Below are 15876 nucleotides of genomic sequence, written 5' to 3'. Positions count from 1 at the left end.
TGATTGAGACAGTTCAAAACGTTTTCGGAGAAAAATGTTTCACATGGAACGCAAGAAAAAAACCCGGCTGGCAGCCGGGTTTTTGTTCTCTATTATGAACGTACCGCTTGTTTGCGGAGCACGTCTTTTCTCACTTTTCCAAGGTTGTTTTTCGGAAGTTCGCTGACGAACTCAATGTCCGGTATTTTAAAGGCAGCAAGACGTTCTTGAAGGAATCGGGTCACTTCTTCTTCTGTCAGGTCTTCTCTGCCGTTTGTCACGATGAACGCTTTCGGCTTTTCGCCGTAAAGCGGATCAGGGATACCGACAACCGCTGTTTCGAGAATTCCCGGCACTTGCTGAATGACTTCTTCAATCTGGTCGGGATAAATATTATCGCCGCCGTAGATGATGACATCTTTATAACGTCCGGTGATAAAAATAAATCCGTCTTCATCCACATAGCCGGAATCGCCGGTATGGAACCAGCCGTCTTTCAGCACTTTTCGTGTCGCTTCTTCATTACCTTCGTAGCCTTTGAATAAAAACGGACTTGTCACAACGACTTCTCCGATTGAGCCTTGCGGAAGGACTTCACCTGTTTCCGGATCTACAACGCGGACGTCCACTTCTTCCATCGGTTTACCCGCGGAAGCGGCTTTATCCATTCCCATTTGCGGATTCCAAGAGCTGATGCCCCACGCTTCCGTGCTTCCGTATCCGTGCATGAGCGGGATGCCGATGTCGAGATACTGCTGGATCAGGCTGCTTGGCACCTTTGTGCCTCCCGTCATCATATAAACGATAGAAGACATGTCAGTCTGGTGCGTTTCCCATGCTTTCAGCAGGTATGTGAAATAGACTGGCAGCGCCATGATGGTTTGAATTTTTTCTTTTTCGATGAGCTTCAAGTTTTCCACAGGGTCCTGATTGTCTGTCATAATGAATGTCGTTCCGCTCATCGTGCCGACCATCTGGCAGATAATCGCGCTCGTATGGTAATTCGGATGGCATGCTAAGAAGCGGACATGCTGCATTCTCCCCGTGTAAGCCAATGTCGCGTTTACGTAGTTGTATATGCCGCCGTGAGTGATCATGCAGCGTTTCGGATTGCCGGTTGTACCTGAAGTAAACATCAGCAATGCCGTATCGTTTTCAGACACCGTTTCGACATCCGGTGTATCACCGGAGCCTGTCAATAAAGCGTCAAACTCAGGCGTTGTCTCCGCAGCTGTTCCTGTCTCGACCTTCAGTTTAAGAGAAGATACCAGCGCAGGAAGCACTTCTTCCATAATCTCTTTAAATTCAGTGCCGAAAAAGACAGCTTTCGGTTCACAGGCTGCTAAAATGCCTTTCATTTCGTAAGGTGTTAATTGCCAGCTGACCGGCACAACAACCGCGCCGATTTCGAGTGCCGCAAACATGACAATGGATGACGCGTGGCCGTTTTTGCAAAGCATCGCCACTCTGTCGCCTTTTTTTATTCCTTTATCAAGAAGCGCTTGTGCAAGCTGGTTGATTCGTTTTCGATATTCCGCGTAGGTCAGGGTATGCGCACCGCTTTTTACAGCTTCGATCTCTTCGCTATTTGAAATGTCATGCAGAATCAGATGCTGTAATGTCTCCATATTTTCATCTCCCATAATCATAAATCACAAAAAACTCTGTCAGATTTTCTTCCTCACGCAACCCATTTTAAACCAAAAAATATAACTTGTAAAACAATTTTGTTTTAGAACTATTCCATTCGTGAATGATACAATAGTCCCATGTTTTTAGTTTCTTCCCTTCCCCTTACCCTCATACATGCAGAAAAAAACACACCCCATATGAGGTGTGCGCTTTCTGTTTACCGCTGTCCTTTCTCCTGAATGAAATGATAAAACAGCTTGTTTAAACGTTTGTATAAATCGGCTTCATCCTCCGTCTGGAAGGCTTTTATACTGTCTTCGGACTCGATGATGGCCGAGCTGACCGCACTTAGTATTTCCGACCCTTCAGCGGGCATATCAGCCGGCGCCATCATCACCAAAGCGCGGCCGACGGTCAGGGAATTTCCGTCCATGCCTTTGACACTGCATGGAGCTGTCAAATCATAAATTTTGAAAAAAGGCGTGACAATTTCTTCATTTTTGAGATGGTACAGCGCCATCGCCGTTCCCGGAATGCCGAGTCCGCCCTGTCGTTCACGCTCTGCAAGGCGCTGTGCGGTTTGTTTGGCATTACGGACAAATCCTTCTTGCTCAAGCATGGCAAACAAACGATTCAAAAACAGTTCGTACGCCGTGTTTGACTCAATGGATTTGACCGAAAAGTTCCGCAGCACGCTTTGGATAACCGCCGCATAATGTGCCATACGGCCGGCCGCTTCCAGCATATCAGGCGTCTCCGGCTGCTTCTCTTCTCTTTTACCGTTTCTTTTTTTGTCAAGAATCAGCGGAATTTTTCTTTTGATGTACTGCTTCACCTGATCAGCGTCTTCTTCGTTTAAAAGCGGACTGACCATGACGTAATCAATGTTTCCATACGGGATCGGAACGGTGGATACGATCATGTCATACGCGGTGATGTCTCGGTCCTTCAGTTCGATGAGGGAAGACATATCAAAGGAACGGATTTCCGGAAGCTCCTTTTTCAGTCTGGATGCGAGCATTTTGGACGACCCGATGCCGCTGGAACAGACGATCAGCGCCCTGATCTTCGCTTCTTCCCGTTTGATTTCCAGAGCGGAGCCGAAGTGAAGAACGATGAAAGCGATCTCATCATCAGAGAAAAGAAGCCCCGGAAAGAATTTTTCCATTCCTTCTTCTACGGCCATGTACAGCAGAAAGTAGTCGCGTTTAATTTGCTCGGTCATCGGGTTGTACATGTCGATATTTTCTTTCACCCGGTTGATCGCAGGCTCCAGATGGGCGATTAAACCGTCGTATAAAGAACCGTTTTCCGTCAGATCAATTTTGATTTTTTCAGAAATGAAGCCGATCAGCTGCTTCGTTTGCAAGGCCGTTTCAACTTCAATGTTTTCCGGTTTGAATTCCGTTTTGTATTGGCGGTTGGCGCTCCGCAAATGAATGGTGATATAACCGATCTCAGCTTCCGGAATTGAAACGCCGAACGCTTTTTCAAGCTCTTTTGCCATTTCCAGCGCAGAGCCGTACTCCTTCGTCTGCTGCAGCGCTTTTAGTTCCGAAGCCTCCATCGTGATGGTTTCTCCGAGTCTGATCCGGTCCATTGCAAAGGTTAAATGAACCGCAAGCGCCATGTATGAGCTGTCAGATAAGGCGATCGCGATTTTTTCCTTGAGCTGAATCAAGAGCCGGTCCATTTTCAAAAGTTCCGCTTTATTTACGACGCCGAACATTTTTTCAGCATCGTCCGGTTTTCCTTTAATATTGAATTCAACCGCTTCCAAAAAACTCTGAATATCAAGCCGGTTGACGATGAGATTGCCGACGATTTTCCGTTTCGCATTTTCCGGCCCCGTCAGCTGAATGCCGAAACCCCTTTTTCGGATCAGCGTCAAGCCGAAGGGCGCAATCCAAGTCTCCAGCTCATCCAGATCATAACTGATTGTCGCGTTTGTCACTTGCAATTCGTTCGCCAGACTGTAGAGCTTGATCGGCTCTTGCGACTCTAATAGAGAACATAGAATTAAAAGTTTCCGCTCCTCAGCGCTGTATTCATGCTGTTCATAGGACAGGTCTGACAGGAGTTTTTGTTTGTCCTCCGGGTTTCCTACCGCTTTCAGTCCTTTGCCGGGCTGTTTATCAAGTGCCAGACCGAATGATTCCATTATCGGTTTGATTGTTTTTAACTCGCGGTGAACGGTTCTTGTGCTGACTTGTAAAGCTTCTGCCAGTTCATGCACTGTCTCGTAACGGTTCTGCAGTAATAGATGTTTCATTAATTTTTGTTCTCTCGCTGTCATATACATGAAACGCGCCTCCAGATTTTCTAGTTGTGAGAAGTATGGCATATGGGGAGTGCTGCCGGGGAAAGTGGTGTAAATTATAATATAAAACGCTTTCAATGATTATTCAACCATTTTCAAATGGCAATTTGGCACTGGGCCGTGTGACAGTATTGAAAAAGAAAATTGTGTCAGATAATATGCCATGACGCTTGTTACTCTTGATCCGCACGGCTATACTTCAAAGTGACCTTACTTGTTTTTAGACATTGCACACCACATAAACAAACGCCCGGAAGATACCTTCCGGGCGTTTGTTCTGTTTATGGAATATCGCAGCCTTGGACACCGGTATAAATCCGGAACCACTGATCATGGCTGAGTTTGTATGCGGATGCACGCACCGCGGCGGAAATGCGGTTCTCTTTTCCGCTGCCGACAATCGGCATGATGTCTGCCGGGTGGGTGAACAGCCATGCGTACATGACTTCGTCAATGGAAGCGGCGCCGATTTCTTCCTGTACGGAACGAAGCGCGGCACGGATTCGGAGGTCCTTATCTGATTGTCCTGTAAAGACGCTCCCGCCCGCAAGCGGTGACCACGCCATCGGCGGAATGCGTTTTTCCTGACAGAAATCCAGCGTGCCGTCATGAATATTTTGCAGCTCGTACGCCGATATTTCAATTTGGTTTGTGATGAGCGGATCATCCAAATAGGATTCGAGCATTCTGTACTGGTGCGCTTTAAAGTTCGATACCCCGAAATATCTGACCTTGCCCGAGCTTTTCAGCGCGTGAAACGCTTCAGCCACAGCCTCCGGGTCCATAAGCGGGTCCGGTCTGTGAATGAGCAGCACATCCAGATAATCCGTATTCAGATTCAAAAGCGACTGCTCCGCCGACGCTAAGATGTGAGACTTCGACGTATTATAATGATGCGACTTGTTTCCGGGCCGCTCCGGTGATTCAATGACAATCCCGCATTTTGTGACGATTTCGATTCGCTCCCTTATTGAAGGCGAAAGGGACAAAGCGCCGCCGAACAGCTTTTCACACGTATAACCGCCGTATATATCGGCATGGTCGAAGGTGGTGATGCCTTGGCTGATACACCATTCAATCAGATTCAGCAGCTCTCCGTCTGAAACATTCCATTCGTTCAGGCGCCAAAGCCCGTGTATCACTCTTGAAAATTCCAGGTCTTCAGCCAATTGAATGCGCTGCATGTGAAATCCCCCTTTTTCTTAGAGCCTCTTGTATCTCTGTTTTCAGGAATTGCCCATGCTGTTTCATTCTGCTTCGGCGGCCGATTTTCCTTTCAGCCCGCAAAAATCGTCATTTAATGATTCTGAAACTGCTTTTTCGCTTTTTCAACGACGTAATGGCTTCCGCCGCGTTTTTTGACGTCTTGAATCATCATCGCGATCAAGAGGTCTTTCTTTTTATAATCGTAACCGACAAACCAGCCGTTTTCTTTGCCGTCTTTATCTTCTTTAGACGTTTTCAGCTCGGCTGTGCCGGTTTTTCCGGCTACGGTAATGCCGCTTACGGCCGGCTGATATGCAGAGCCGCGCGGATCTTCAACGACGCCTCTCAGCCCTTTTGTGATTTCTTCGGCATTGGCTTTCGACACCACTTGCTTATGCCAGATTTGCGGTGTTTTTTCTCCGTCTTTGATCAATGTCGGTTTGACGAGATTTCCGTCTGTTACAAATGCGGTATAGTCAGCCGCTAAGTGCAGCGGAGACATCAGCATCTGCCCCTGGCCGTAGCCCGTATCTCCGAGAAGGATCTCGGAATCAAGCTTGCCGTTAGCGATTGAGGACTTTTCAATCGGAAATTGGTACGGAATCTCTTCATCAAAGCCAAATGTTTTTAATCCTTTTGTAAACGCGTCCGCTCCGGCATCTATGGCATTTTGCGCAAAGTAGATGTTGTCCGATGTGATCAGCGCGTTTTCGAGATCCACTTCATTCAGGCGTTCTGATACGCGTGTGACATGGTAACCGCCCCAGCTCGAATCTTTCTGCCACTCTTTTCCGGTGATTTTTTTCTTTTCCGACGCTTTCAATGTGCCGTTTGTCAGGCCGACTGCCGCGGCAATCGGTTTAATCGTTGATCCCGGCGCATAAAGTTTGTTGAATTTCGCTGAAAACGGATTGTTTTTATCATCATTCAGCTTTTTCCACTCTTTTCCGCTCCAGCCGAAAAGAAAGCCGTTCGGGTCATAAGACGGTGCGCTGACGAGCGCGAGGGTCTCTCCCGTTTGCGGTTCGAGGGCGACTGCCGCTCCGCTGTCGTCTTTCATAGAATCATACAGCTTCGTCTGCGTTTTCATGTCAATCGTTACATGAATATCCTGCCCGCTTTCGGCTTTCTTTTCAGCAATGACCTCACCTGTTTGCGGGACGTAAATTTTCCAACCGGTCTTGCCGCGCAGCTTGTCTTCATATACATTCTCAAGGCCGGCGATGCCGATTTTGGAAGTATCGCTGTATTGGCCGTCTTTCGCTTTTTTCAGCTGCTCCGCTGTGATGGTTTTAATATAGCCGGTCAGATGGGCCGCTTTTTCGCCGTACGGATAGTAGCGGGAGCTGACTTTCGTTTTCGTCACGCCGTCTAGTGCGAGCAGGCTTTTGACCTTGCTTTCATCATCCGGTCTGATTTTTTGAATCGGGACATAGGAGTCGTCTTTTACCCAGCCCTGGTTCAGTTTGCTTTTGATATCGTCTTCAGAAAGGTCCAGTTTTTCAGACAGTTTTTTGATCACGCTGTCTTTATCCTTGCCGAGTTTTCCAGGGATAACGCCGATTTCCGGCACCTCGGTATTCACGGCGAGACCTTTTCCGTCTTTGTCGTAAATTTGTCCGCGCTTCGGTTCCTCATTTGCGATCTGCACGGTTTTGTCATTGGAAAGCTGTTTGAAAATAAAAGAAGGATTCCAGTCAATGTTCCATGATTCGCCATCGTCTGTTTTCTCTTTTTTCAGGACGGCCGTGTTTTCAAAAGCGACCTTCCCTGCTTTTGTATCCATGCTGACTTTATAATCGATGTGCTGGAGGTCATCTTTTTTCTTATCGTCTTCGTCCTGTTTTTCGGCAGTGACTTTCAGATTTTTGACCCCTGCTTGTTCATAAATGGTTTCATATCGTTTTACAAAATCCTTTTTGGATCGTTTTTTCTTTTCATCTTGGGTGAGGCTTTGGTACATCTTATCGTAATGACCGCCGTTCCAGTCTTTTACGAAATCTTTCATTCTGTCTTCGGCCGATTCCGTTTTCGAGCAGCCGATCAAACCTATGATTCCTGCGAGTAAAAGTAATAGGTATAACCCTTTTTTCACTGTCTATTCCCCTGCCTTCCAACTGTTATTTTCTCCTAAACCAAATCAGGCTGGCAAGGATTTTTTTCTCATAGCGTTTAAAATTTTTTTGTTTTTCCGGCCGTCACGGCCCATATTCTTATACAATGTATCTATTAAAAAAAGGAGGAATCTCAGATGATCAGAGAAGCAGCCATGCTGTATGTAAAAGAAGGCCTTGAGGGGGAATTCGAAGAGGCATTCCGCCGGGCGGAGCCGATTATCGCGGGCATGAAAGGTTATCTGTCCCATTCCTTGTCCAAATGTATGGAAAAGACGCATAAATATTTGCTGCTTGTGGAATGGGAGACATTAGAAGATCATACAAAAGGCTTTCGCGGATCGCCGGAATATCAGGAATGGAAAGCCTTACTGCACCGTTTTTATTCACCATTTCCCGTTGTGGAGCATTTTCAGGATCTATCAGACTCAGATCGCGTGAAGCGTAAAACCGATTAAGGAGATCGACCATACAAAAACGGCGGTATAGATATTGAATTTCCCGGAGCCGTCGTTTTCTTTCCGTTTTTCCTCCAGCCCCTGAATGAACATGACCGCACCGAGAAACACGAGCATAACCGGCTGTATGACAGAGGTATGTTCCGCATACGTAAATGCGGCGGCCGCAAGTATAATAATCAGCATCGCGAGTGACAGTTTTAAGGCGCGCAGCAAAGCAATCCATCCTTTCTGTTATCATTTTTTGAACACAATTCTATTTCTGTCTTTATCCCCCATTATTCTAGCGTACTTTTTGCGCGGATAGAACGAAAGTCGGACAATTTTAAGTTTGTTTTAAGGAGCACGAAAAGCGCGCTCCCCATGAAAAGGAGCGCGCGGTTTATGAGCGGGCGAGGCTTCCGTATCCGAGCCCCCGCAGGACGCATGCCATGACTTCATACCCCTTGCTGTTGGGGTGTACGCGGTCATGAGAAAGATATTCATTCATTTTTCCTTTGAAAGCGCTGTGGACGTCGGCAATTTTGACGTGCGGCGCCGATGCGAGCGTGCTGAGGTGCGCATTATAAGAGGATATCCATTTTTCTGCAATGGAGATGCCCGGGAAAGGATTGTATAAATTGAAGACGCGGATCTCATAAGGAGACGGGTGCGGTCCTTTTAAGGCAGCAATCTTGGCTATCATCTTTTCAAAGTTCTCATGGCAGTGACTGGACACGCTGGTGAATACCGAAGCATCCGATGTTTGCTGATATGCCTGAACCGAATCAATCAAATCGTTGCCGCAGCCTGTAATCGTAATCATATCAGCAGCCTGAATCCGCCTCTGAATATACGGTAAGGACATAAGCCCGAGAATTTCTCCAGTCTCAAGGCCTGATTTGGCAAAGATGGATACGTCGGTTTTTGTCTGTAAATCTTCTGCCATCATGCGCCCGAACCGCTGGACAAAACCGGCGGAAAACGGTCCGGATCCCCTCCCCGTCGTCAAAGAATCCCCCAGCGCCGTATAAACAAGTCCCATTTACTTTCCTCCACTCGTTACTATCGATATTGTAATGTACGCGAGTGAAGAAAAATTGGCTCGGTCAATAACCTAATTTCTCAGAAATATGCTGTGCGGCGTTTTTGACCTTTTCGGTTAAATACGGCAGCCTGTCCTCTGAAAACCGGGCTTCGAAGCCGGCGATGCTGATTCCGGCAGCCACCTTACCTTCGTGATTGAAAATCGGCGCCCCGATCGCCGCCGTATAATCTTCTAATTCCGAATAGCTGATCGTATAACCTGATTGCAAGGATCTTTCAATGGAGTGAAGCAGTTCAGCCCGATCCGTCATCGTGCCTGAGGCGATTGCGGCAAGCTTTGTCTTCTGAATGTATGTGTCAATCTCCTCTTCCGGCAGAAACGATAAAATGCTTCTGGCGCACGCTCCCGCGTACAGCGGCGACCGGCGGCCGATTGCCGTATACAGGCGGACGGTTTGGGTGCCTTCAATTTTTTCGACGTAAATGGCTTCATCCCCGTCCCTCATGATCAGCTGAACGGCCTCATCCACTTCGCTGCACAGCTCTTCCATAATCGGTTTGGCTATTTTCCTGATATCCAGACGTTCAGAGACGAGCTGGCCGAATTGTAAAAAGATCAGGCCAAGCTGATAACGGCCGTCCGCTGCCCGGGTGAGAAATCCCGTTTCTTCCAGTGAGCTTGCCATCCGGTGAACCGAAGTCTTCGGCATTTCCGATAGAGAAACCAGCTCATTTAAGCTCAGGCTCGGTTCAGTCAGAAACAAATGAAGCAGTTCCATTGATTTGATGACGGTTTTGTTTTTGTTTTCCATGGTCTTTAGCCCCTTTGTCAGATCACCCATTCCATTTTGAGCCTTGCTTTCAGCTCCTTCAGCTGCTGTTCCTTCTCCAAAAGCAGCATTTCCGCTTCCTCCAGCGAAACGGCCCGGAACGTAATATGTTCCCCCGGCATCGTTTGGGCGACGAGAGGAAGATCGGCGGATATGATATGCGCCATCCGCGGATAGCCCCCCGTCGTCTGTCTGTCAGCCAGCAGAATAATCGGATTGCCGTCCGGCGGCACCTGCACCGTTCCGAACGTCACGGCCTCAGATACCATTTCCAGCGGCTCCCGCAATTCAAGCGGAGCGCCCTTCAGCCGGTAGCCCATTCGGTCGGATTGAGGCGTGACCGTATATGACTCTTGATAAAAACGTAATTTTGCTTCTTCTGTAAAAGCGTGAAATTGAGCGCCTTCAAGCACTCGTATGACCGGATTTTTTTTCAGCGGCAGAAACCCTCTGCTGCTGACAGACCAATCAGGCGCTGAGAAACCATGCTGTCCGAAAGAATCGCTCAGACGGTACGCGATTGATTCCGAACATGGCGTCATACGGCCGAGCGGCAGCTCATCATCTTTTTGCAGCGCTCTTCCGCAAAAGCCGCCGATCCCCGCTCTGACATACGTGCTTTTGCTTTCCATGACGGCGGGCACGTCAAATCCCCCCCCGACGGCGAGATAAGCGCGGCTCCCCATCTTGCACGGCCCGAATGAGACGACGCTGTTTTCCTTTATCAAAACCGGGTTCCACAGAGGGGCGGGCTCCCCATTAATATGAAAGGCGAAATCCGCTCCCGTAACGGCAATAACCGCGGGTTCTGAGAACTCAAAGGAAGGCCCTGGCCCCATAAGCGTAACTTCAAGCCCCGCCTCTTTTTCTTGATTTCCGGCAAGAAGATTGGCGATGCGCAGAGAGATCGTATCCATTGCGCCGCTTCCCAATACACCGTATTTTTGATATCCCGTCCGTCCCGTGTCCTGAACCGTCGTCAAGAGACCGGGTTTTACCACTTTCATACTCATTCGGCTCCCTCCTTGATGCGGCTGTACTCCTCTGCTGTGATCCGGACGAATTTCACCGTATCGCCCGCTCTCAAAAGACTCGGCGGATGTTCTTCCGGCCTGAAAAGCCGGAGCGGGGTGCTGCCGATCAGCTGCCAGCCGCCGGGAGTGGATATCGGATACACACCGGTCTGCATTCCCGCGATTCCTACTGAACCGGCCGGGATGGACGGCCTTGGCGACGCCTTTCTCGGCGCTCTGATCCGCTCAGACATTCCTCCTAAAAACGGAAATCCCGGCGCAAATCCGAGCATATAAACGAGATATTCGCCTTCAGTATGAATGCGGATGACGTCTTCCGGGGTCAGATCGTTCATCTCAGCCACCTCTTCTAAATCGGGACCGAAATCACCGCCGTAGCAAACGGGGATTTCCATCACCCGGCGCTCTTCTTTGCGGCCGGTCATTATATGACTGAGACGTTCTGTCACTTCTTTCTTGACCAGGGCAAAAGGAGAGATGCCTTTTTTTATGTTTGAGACTGCATACACGTCATAAAAGATCGTTAAGCTTGTGAATGCCGGAATACATTCAACGAAGCCCGGAAACGGCCGTTCTTCCATACAGGCTGCCGCCGCATGCACCCGGCTGTTGACCTCTTCGCTGATGTGCCCGCCAAAGCGGATGATAACGGCGGAATCACCGTACGGCTGTATATCAAGCGCTGTATTTCCGCTATACTGCATCATTGTCATCACCTCGTTGTATTCTTTCTCACTTACAGGACAGCAAGCGATTCATTTCGTATATCGGTGATCAGCATATGCCCCGGTGAATGTGTTATTACGATATCAGGCTTTGCTTCCATGATCACCGCCTGGGGTGTAACGCCGCAGGCCCAGAATACGGGAACTTCACCTTCCCGCACCGTTACGGCATCTCCGAAATCCGGCTGATGCAAATCGCTGATGCCGATGCTTTGCGGATTTCCGATGCGGACGGGGGCGCCGTGCACGGCGGGAAAACGTGACGTGACCTGCGCCGCGCGGACTGCAAGCCTTTCCGGAATCGGTCTCATACTGACGACCATCTTTCCTGAAAACGGGCCCGCCGGAACACAGTCAATATTTGTTTTATACATGGGAACGTTCACGCCTTCATCAATGTGCCTGATTGGAATGTGCTGATTGATAAGGGCCTGCTCGAATGAAAAACTGCAGCCGATCAAAAACCCGATATAATCATCCTTCCAATACGGTGTAATATCCGTTACCTCTTCAGTAAGCACGCCATGCCGATAAATCCTGTATTTCGGAAAGTCCGTCCGGATATCAGCTCCCGGCGCCGCTATTGCCGGAACAGGCGAACCCGCATCCGTCACATCAAGCACCGGACAAGGCTTTTGATTGCGCTGGCAGAATAAAAGAAAATCAAAGGCAAGATCCTTTTGCAAAACGACGAGATTGGCTTGTGCGTAAGAAGCGGCCAACCCCGCCGTCGGCCCGGTCATCTGCCCTTTCCTGATAAGCTGTCTGACTTCTTCGGGACTCGTATCACTCATATGGTTTTTCATATCATCAGCTCCATAGCTGCGGCATTTGCGAGAATAATGTATAGATGCCCATAACCGCCATGACAACCACTACGATCGCCCCTGCAATCGTGAGCCAGATCGGATGCTTGTAATCGCCGACGATTTTTTTCTTATAAGCGCCCAACAGAATCATCGCTAATGCAAGCGGCAGAATTAAGCCGTTAAGCGAACCGACCGCGACCAGAATTTTGGCAGGCTGGCCGATCGTGACAAAAATAAGAGTGGATACGATGATAAAACCGATAATTACGCCATGTGAGTGCTTTTCGATTTTTGCCGAAAACGATTTGAAGAATGACACCGATGTATAGGCGGCGCCGATGACAGACGTGATAGCGGCAGACCACATGATGACGCCGAAAATTTTATAGCCGACATTTCCCGCCGCAAGCTTGAACACAGAAGCCGCGGGATTATCAGGATCGATGCGCAGGCCCTTTGAAACGACGCCGAGCACGGCGAGAAACAGGGCAATCCGCATAACAGATGTAATCAAGACGCCCGTGATGGAGCTTTTCGTCACCTGAGGAATGACTTCCTTCCCCTGGATTCCTGAATCAAGCAAGCGGTGGCCGCCGGCAAATGTAATGTATCCGCCGACCGTGCCGCCGACAAGCGTCACGATTGCCAGCACACTGATATGATCAGGCATAAAAGTTTTCACAACGGCGTGTCCGACCGGCGGAGCCGTCGTTACGGCAACATACACCGTCAATACGATCATGACGATTCCGGCGATCTGCATAAAACGGTCCATGACTTTTCCGGCTTCCTTTATGACAAAAATCAGCACCGCAATCGCAGCGCTGATTAAAGCACCGATCTCCGGTTTGATTCCGAATAATACTTGAAGACCGAGACCCGCGCCGCCGATGTTTCCGATATTAAACGCAAGTCCGCCGAGCACGACCAGAAAAGCAATGGCATAACCGGCGCCCGGAAGCACCATATTGGCAATCTCTTGGCCGCGCTTTCCGGAAACCGCGATAATCCGCCATACATTGGTTTGCGCGAAGATGTCCAAAATAATAGAGATTAAAATGATAAAGCCGAAGCTTGCCGCCAATGTATTGGTAAACGTGGCCGTTTGCGTCAGAAAGCCGGGCCCGATTGATGATGTCGCCATCAAAAATGTCGCGCCTAAAAGAAGCGACCATTTGCCGGAAGCCTTTCCGGCTGTTTTTTTCTTTTGCTCCATGCTGTCTTCCTCCCTCTGCTGCTCAGTCTTTTGCAAGCGCGCTGATTTGAATGTCTGCCGCTTTTAATTCTTTTTTGATTGTTTTTGCGAATGTCAGCGCGTGGGCGCCGTCTCCGTGAATGCAGACCGTGTCCGCTTTCAGGTTTACAGCTTGTCCCTTACGTGATGTCACCGTGCTGTCTTTCACCATTTGAATCACTTGACCGACCGCTTTTTTGTCATTCTGAATCAGCGCATCCGGCTCTGAACGCGGCGTCAGCGTGCCGTCTTCCTGATAGGTGCGGTCCGCAAACACTTCGCTTGCCGTCCTCAGTCCGATTCGATCTCCCGCTTTAATCAGCTCGCTTCCGGAAAGCCCGAAAAGAATAAGTCCGGGATCAAAATGACAGACCGCCTGAGCGATGGCTTCTGACAGGCCGGGATTGACGGCGGCCATATTATATAAAGCGCCGTGCGGCTTCACATGCTGCATCTCGACACCTTCCGCTTTTAAAAACCCTGACAGCGCGCCGATTTGATACAGCGTCAGATCATACGCTTCCTCGGGTGTAATCGCAATCTGCCGCCGCCCGAACCCCTGCAGATCGAACAGCCCGGGATGAGCGCCGATTTTCACGCCTTTTTCCGCCGCAAGCGCAACCGTTTTGCGCATCACGCTGGGATCACCCGCATGAAAGCCGCAGGCGATGTTTGCAGATGTCACATAATCCAAAATCTCTTCATCCAGTCCGATTTTATAAGCACCGAAACTCTCTCCTAAATCACAATTGATGTCAATCTGAAACATAAGCTCCCTCCTGTATTGTAAACGTTTTATTTTATTATCATTCCGATATTCGGAACGATTATTCCGAATTGTTGAATTTCTCTTCATTATATTTAATTCTGACAGGTTTGAACATCCTTTTGTCAGAAAACCTACCATAGACCTAGTCACAAATCTGACAAAACAAAAAAAGAGAGCCTCATGCTGAGACTCTCTCTTTTTTCTATTATAACACCCAGTGGCGGATCGCTTTGGCGACCCCGTTTTCCGTGTTGACATCAGTCACCCAGTCAGCTGTTTCTTTCACGATGTCCTGCGCGTTCCCCATGGCGACGCCGACACCCGCTTTTTCAATCATGGCAATGTCATTCAGACTGTCACCCATGGCCATCACATTTTCCATCGTGAAGCCGAGTTTTTCCGATACCTTCGCCAGCGCAGCCGCTTTGTTGATACCGAGGGCATTGACTTCGATGTTGATCGGACTTGAGTTTGTGATTTCGAGCTCCTTGTATTCTTTGAGCTCTTTCAGCACCTCATTCCGCACTTCGTCATCCTCGATTTCGAACCCGAACTTGAGCCACTGATGATCCGTAATCGTTTCCGGGAATTCCCCTCTCCACACTCTATCGACGGTAGAAGCCCAGAAATTCGTGTTGTGCTTGTTCCTCAGATCCCATAATTTTTGAATATGATCGGTATGAAGAAGCTTGCGCTCAACCAGCTCAAAGTTGGAATCCCAGATTTCGCTGCCGTTTGCCGTGATTAAAAAGGATGACAGCTCGAGAGACTCAGCCAGTTCGCGGCAGGTCATCAGCGTGCGTCCTGTGCTGATGACGACGTGAATTCCTTTCGCCTCCGCTTCCTTGATCGCCCGCCGGTTTTCCTCCGGGATGAGCTGCTCGTCATTGAGCAGGGTTCCGTCCATATCAATCGCGATCAGTTTAATATCTGCGTCTTCTCTTTGTATCGGCATATATGTACCTCACTTTTTATATTGTAGTCGTCTCTATTTTAATACATATGACCCACAGGAACAAAAAACCGCTTCCTGCGTTTGGCAGGGCGAGCGTTGAGGAAAATAAATATTGAGGTGATGGAGGATGAAAGAAAGAAAACAAAAGAACAAACCGAATGAAAATCCTGAACATCATGATTTAACCGATCCGATTCCGCTGGAAGAGCTGAAGGAAAACGCCAATGACGAAAAACACAAACATGACCAAAGGGACAATTCACAAAGTGAAAGAGATTATGATACAAAATAACACGCTTGTCCGAAAGCCGCCGCTGGAGGCGGCTTTTTTTACGATGGCTGGATAAATATGCTGAGCTCCGCTTCCGCCACAGGCTTCCCGGCAACGGACGCTTTCGCCCGGCCGAACACAAAACCGCGTCTGATTCGCGTGACCTCAAAAAAAAGATCCAGACGGTCTCCCGGCAAAGCGGCACCTAACCTTTCCGCTTTCTTCACCGCGGATAAGAGACCGAGACCGTCACCGCCGGTAATTCCCGCGCAAGCCGCCGTTTGGGCCATTGCTTCAACGACGAGCGAAAATGGCATCTCTCTTTGGGATTCAGTTATAAACCAGTCATTTTCACTGATGTTTTTGTAAGCACCCGCCCATTTTCCGGCTTCACTGTTCGTCGTGCCGTCAATCAAAAGAAACGGAAAACGATGGGGCAATAGCGTCTGATTCATCACGCAGCCTCCCTTCCCTCTCATTATAACGCAAGAAAAAACCCGCGTCCCCCCGACGC

16 protein-coding genes are annotated in these 15876 nt (G+C 48.9%); 2 read left to right on the top strand and 14 right to left on the bottom strand.

Annotated features, from left to right (window positions below):
* Window positions 1-92: 92 nt before the first annotated feature.
* The 4 genes from VP472_RS02170 to VP472_RS02155 form a co-directional block, all read right to left on the bottom strand.
* The gene (locus VP472_RS02170) at window positions 93-1607 is read right to left on the bottom strand and encodes a class I adenylate-forming enzyme family protein (protein WP_063174392.1); all 1515 of its coding nucleotides are present in this window, start codon (window positions 1605-1607) and stop codon (window positions 93-95) included.
* A 221-nt stretch (window positions 1608-1828) separates the two neighbouring features.
* Complete coding sequence (locus tag VP472_RS02165) at window positions 1829-3913, bottom strand: BglG family transcription antiterminator (RefSeq protein ID WP_065180962.1); 2085 nt, start codon at window positions 3911-3913, stop codon at window positions 1829-1831.
* 299 nt (window positions 3914-4212) lie between these two features.
* Complete coding sequence (locus VP472_RS02160; RefSeq protein WP_017419253.1) at window positions 4213-5115, bottom strand: aldo/keto reductase; 903 nt, start codon at window positions 5113-5115, stop codon at window positions 4213-4215.
* 113 nt (window positions 5116-5228) lie between these two features.
* Window positions 5229-7232 carry a penicillin-binding transpeptidase domain-containing protein gene (locus VP472_RS02155; RefSeq protein WP_146276130.1) on the bottom strand — a complete coding sequence of 668 codons (2004 nt, stop codon included), beginning with the start codon at window positions 7230-7232 and terminating at the stop codon, window positions 5229-5231.
* A gap of 156 nt (window positions 7233-7388) precedes the next feature.
* Between VP472_RS02155 and VP472_RS02150 the strand changes: the two genes are divergently transcribed.
* Entirely contained in the window at window positions 7389-7709 is a 321-nt protein-coding gene (locus tag VP472_RS02150; protein WP_003156282.1) for an antibiotic biosynthesis monooxygenase family protein, read from the top strand.
* Here the strand turns inward: VP472_RS02150 and VP472_RS02145 are convergent.
* From VP472_RS02145 to VP472_RS02105, 9 genes are all read right to left on the bottom strand, one after another.
* Window positions 7680-7895 (bottom strand): YczI family protein, encoded by a 216-nt coding sequence (locus VP472_RS02145; RefSeq protein WP_369719110.1) that lies wholly within the window; start codon window positions 7893-7895, stop codon window positions 7680-7682. The two genes, VP472_RS02150 and VP472_RS02145, sit on opposite strands and share 30 nt — an antisense overlap.
* Before the next feature lie 196 nt (window positions 7896-8091).
* Complete coding sequence (locus tag VP472_RS02140; protein ID WP_063174372.1) at window positions 8092-8733, bottom strand: spore germination lipase LipC; 642 nt, start codon at window positions 8731-8733, stop codon at window positions 8092-8094.
* A 64-nt stretch (window positions 8734-8797) separates the two neighbouring features.
* On the bottom strand, window positions 8798-9547 hold the full coding sequence (locus VP472_RS02135; RefSeq protein ID WP_003156285.1) for an IclR family transcriptional regulator: 750 nt from the start codon (window positions 9545-9547) through the stop codon (window positions 8798-8800).
* A 17-nt stretch (window positions 9548-9564) separates the two neighbouring features.
* Window positions 9565-10572, bottom strand: a complete 1008-nt coding sequence (locus VP472_RS02130; protein ID WP_146277438.1) for a 5-oxoprolinase subunit C family protein — start codon at window positions 10570-10572, stop codon at window positions 9565-9567.
* A gap of 2 nt (window positions 10573-10574) precedes the next feature.
* Window positions 10575-11306 carry a 5-oxoprolinase subunit PxpB gene (gene pxpB, locus VP472_RS02125; protein WP_094247233.1) on the bottom strand — a complete coding sequence of 244 codons (732 nt, stop codon included), beginning with the start codon at window positions 11304-11306 and terminating at the stop codon, window positions 10575-10577.
* Window positions 11307-11335: 29 nt separating this feature from the next.
* Window positions 11336-12130 (bottom strand): putative hydro-lyase, encoded by a 795-nt coding sequence (locus tag VP472_RS02120; protein ID WP_146276128.1) that lies wholly within the window; start codon window positions 12128-12130, stop codon window positions 11336-11338.
* Window positions 12131-12134: 4 nt separating this feature from the next.
* Complete coding sequence (locus VP472_RS02115; RefSeq protein WP_063174370.1) at window positions 12135-13349, bottom strand: NRAMP family divalent metal transporter; 1215 nt, start codon at window positions 13347-13349, stop codon at window positions 12135-12137.
* A gap of 22 nt (window positions 13350-13371) precedes the next feature.
* Entirely contained in the window at window positions 13372-14136 is a 765-nt protein-coding gene (locus VP472_RS02110; protein ID WP_146276126.1) for a 5-oxoprolinase subunit PxpA, read from the bottom strand.
* A gap of 205 nt (window positions 14137-14341) precedes the next feature.
* The gene (locus VP472_RS02105; protein WP_003156292.1) at window positions 14342-15091 is read right to left on the bottom strand and encodes a Cof-type HAD-IIB family hydrolase; all 750 of its coding nucleotides are present in this window, start codon (window positions 15089-15091) and stop codon (window positions 14342-14344) included.
* A 127-nt stretch (window positions 15092-15218) separates the two neighbouring features.
* Between VP472_RS02105 and VP472_RS02100 the strand changes: the two genes are divergently transcribed.
* Window positions 15219-15383: a hypothetical protein gene (locus VP472_RS02100; RefSeq protein WP_003156294.1), complete on the top strand. Its 165-nt coding sequence runs from the start codon at window positions 15219-15221 to the stop codon at window positions 15381-15383.
* Window positions 15384-15421: 38 nt separating this feature from the next.
* On the opposite strand, the gene VP472_RS02095 is transcribed toward VP472_RS02100, so the two are convergent.
* Window positions 15422-15817 carry a 3-hydroxyacyl-ACP dehydratase FabZ family protein gene (locus VP472_RS02095; protein WP_146276124.1) on the bottom strand — a complete coding sequence of 132 codons (396 nt, stop codon included), beginning with the start codon at window positions 15815-15817 and terminating at the stop codon, window positions 15422-15424.
* Window positions 15818-15876: the final 59 nt, after the last annotated feature.

The sequence above is a fragment of the Bacillus sp. MT(2024) genome (assembly GCF_036362845.1).
Classification (GTDB): domain Bacteria; phylum Bacillota; class Bacilli; order Bacillales; family Bacillaceae; genus Bacillus; species Bacillus velezensis.
Note: the sequence above shows the minus strand (reverse complement) of the source record. Positions and strands in the feature narration are given on the sequence as shown.

What these genes read in the sequence shown, in the direction of transcription:
- VP472_RS02095 (WP_146276124.1), bottom strand. Translation starts at nt 15,817, where the DNA reads ATGAATCAGACGCTATTGCCCCATCGTTTTCCGTTTCTTTTGATTGAC.
- VP472_RS02130 (WP_146277438.1), bottom strand. Translation starts at nt 10,572, where the DNA reads ATGAAAGTGGTAAAACCCGGTCTCTTGACGACGGTTCAGGACACGGGA.
- VP472_RS02115 (WP_063174370.1), bottom strand. Translation starts at nt 13,349, where the DNA reads ATGGAGCAAAAGAAAAAAACAGCCGGAAAGGCTTCCGGCAAATGGTCG.
- pxpB (WP_094247233.1), bottom strand. Translation starts at nt 11,306, where the DNA reads ATGATGCAGTATAGCGGAAATACAGCGCTTGATATACAGCCGTACGGT.
- VP472_RS02110 (WP_146276126.1), bottom strand. Translation starts at nt 14,136, where the DNA reads ATGTTTCAGATTGACATCAATTGTGATTTAGGAGAGAGTTTCGGTGCT.
- VP472_RS02105 (WP_003156292.1), bottom strand. Translation starts at nt 15,091, where the DNA reads ATGCCGATACAAAGAGAAGACGCAGATATTAAACTGATCGCGATTGAT.
- VP472_RS02135 (WP_003156285.1), bottom strand. Translation starts at nt 9,547, where the DNA reads ATGGAAAACAAAAACAAAACCGTCATCAAATCAATGGAACTGCTTCAT.
- VP472_RS02145 (WP_369719110.1), bottom strand. Translation starts at nt 7,895, where the DNA reads ATGCTGATTATTATACTTGCGGCCGCCGCATTTACGTATGCGGAACAT.
- VP472_RS02150 (WP_003156282.1), top strand. Translation starts at nt 7,389, where the DNA reads ATGATCAGAGAAGCAGCCATGCTGTATGTAAAAGAAGGCCTTGAGGGG.
- VP472_RS02100 (WP_003156294.1), top strand. Translation starts at nt 15,219, where the DNA reads ATGAAAGAAAGAAAACAAAAGAACAAACCGAATGAAAATCCTGAACAT.
- VP472_RS02165 (WP_065180962.1), bottom strand. Translation starts at nt 3,913, where the DNA reads ATGTATATGACAGCGAGAGAACAAAAATTAATGAAACATCTATTACTG.
- VP472_RS02170 (WP_063174392.1), bottom strand. Translation starts at nt 1,607, where the DNA reads ATGGAGACATTACAGCATCTGATTCTGCATGACATTTCAAATAGCGAA.
- VP472_RS02160 (WP_017419253.1), bottom strand. Translation starts at nt 5,115, where the DNA reads ATGCAGCGCATTCAATTGGCTGAAGACCTGGAATTTTCAAGAGTGATA.
- VP472_RS02140 (WP_063174372.1), bottom strand. Translation starts at nt 8,733, where the DNA reads ATGGGACTTGTTTATACGGCGCTGGGGGATTCTTTGACGACGGGGAGG.
- VP472_RS02120 (WP_146276128.1), bottom strand. Translation starts at nt 12,130, where the DNA reads ATGAAAAACCATATGAGTGATACGAGTCCCGAAGAAGTCAGACAGCTT.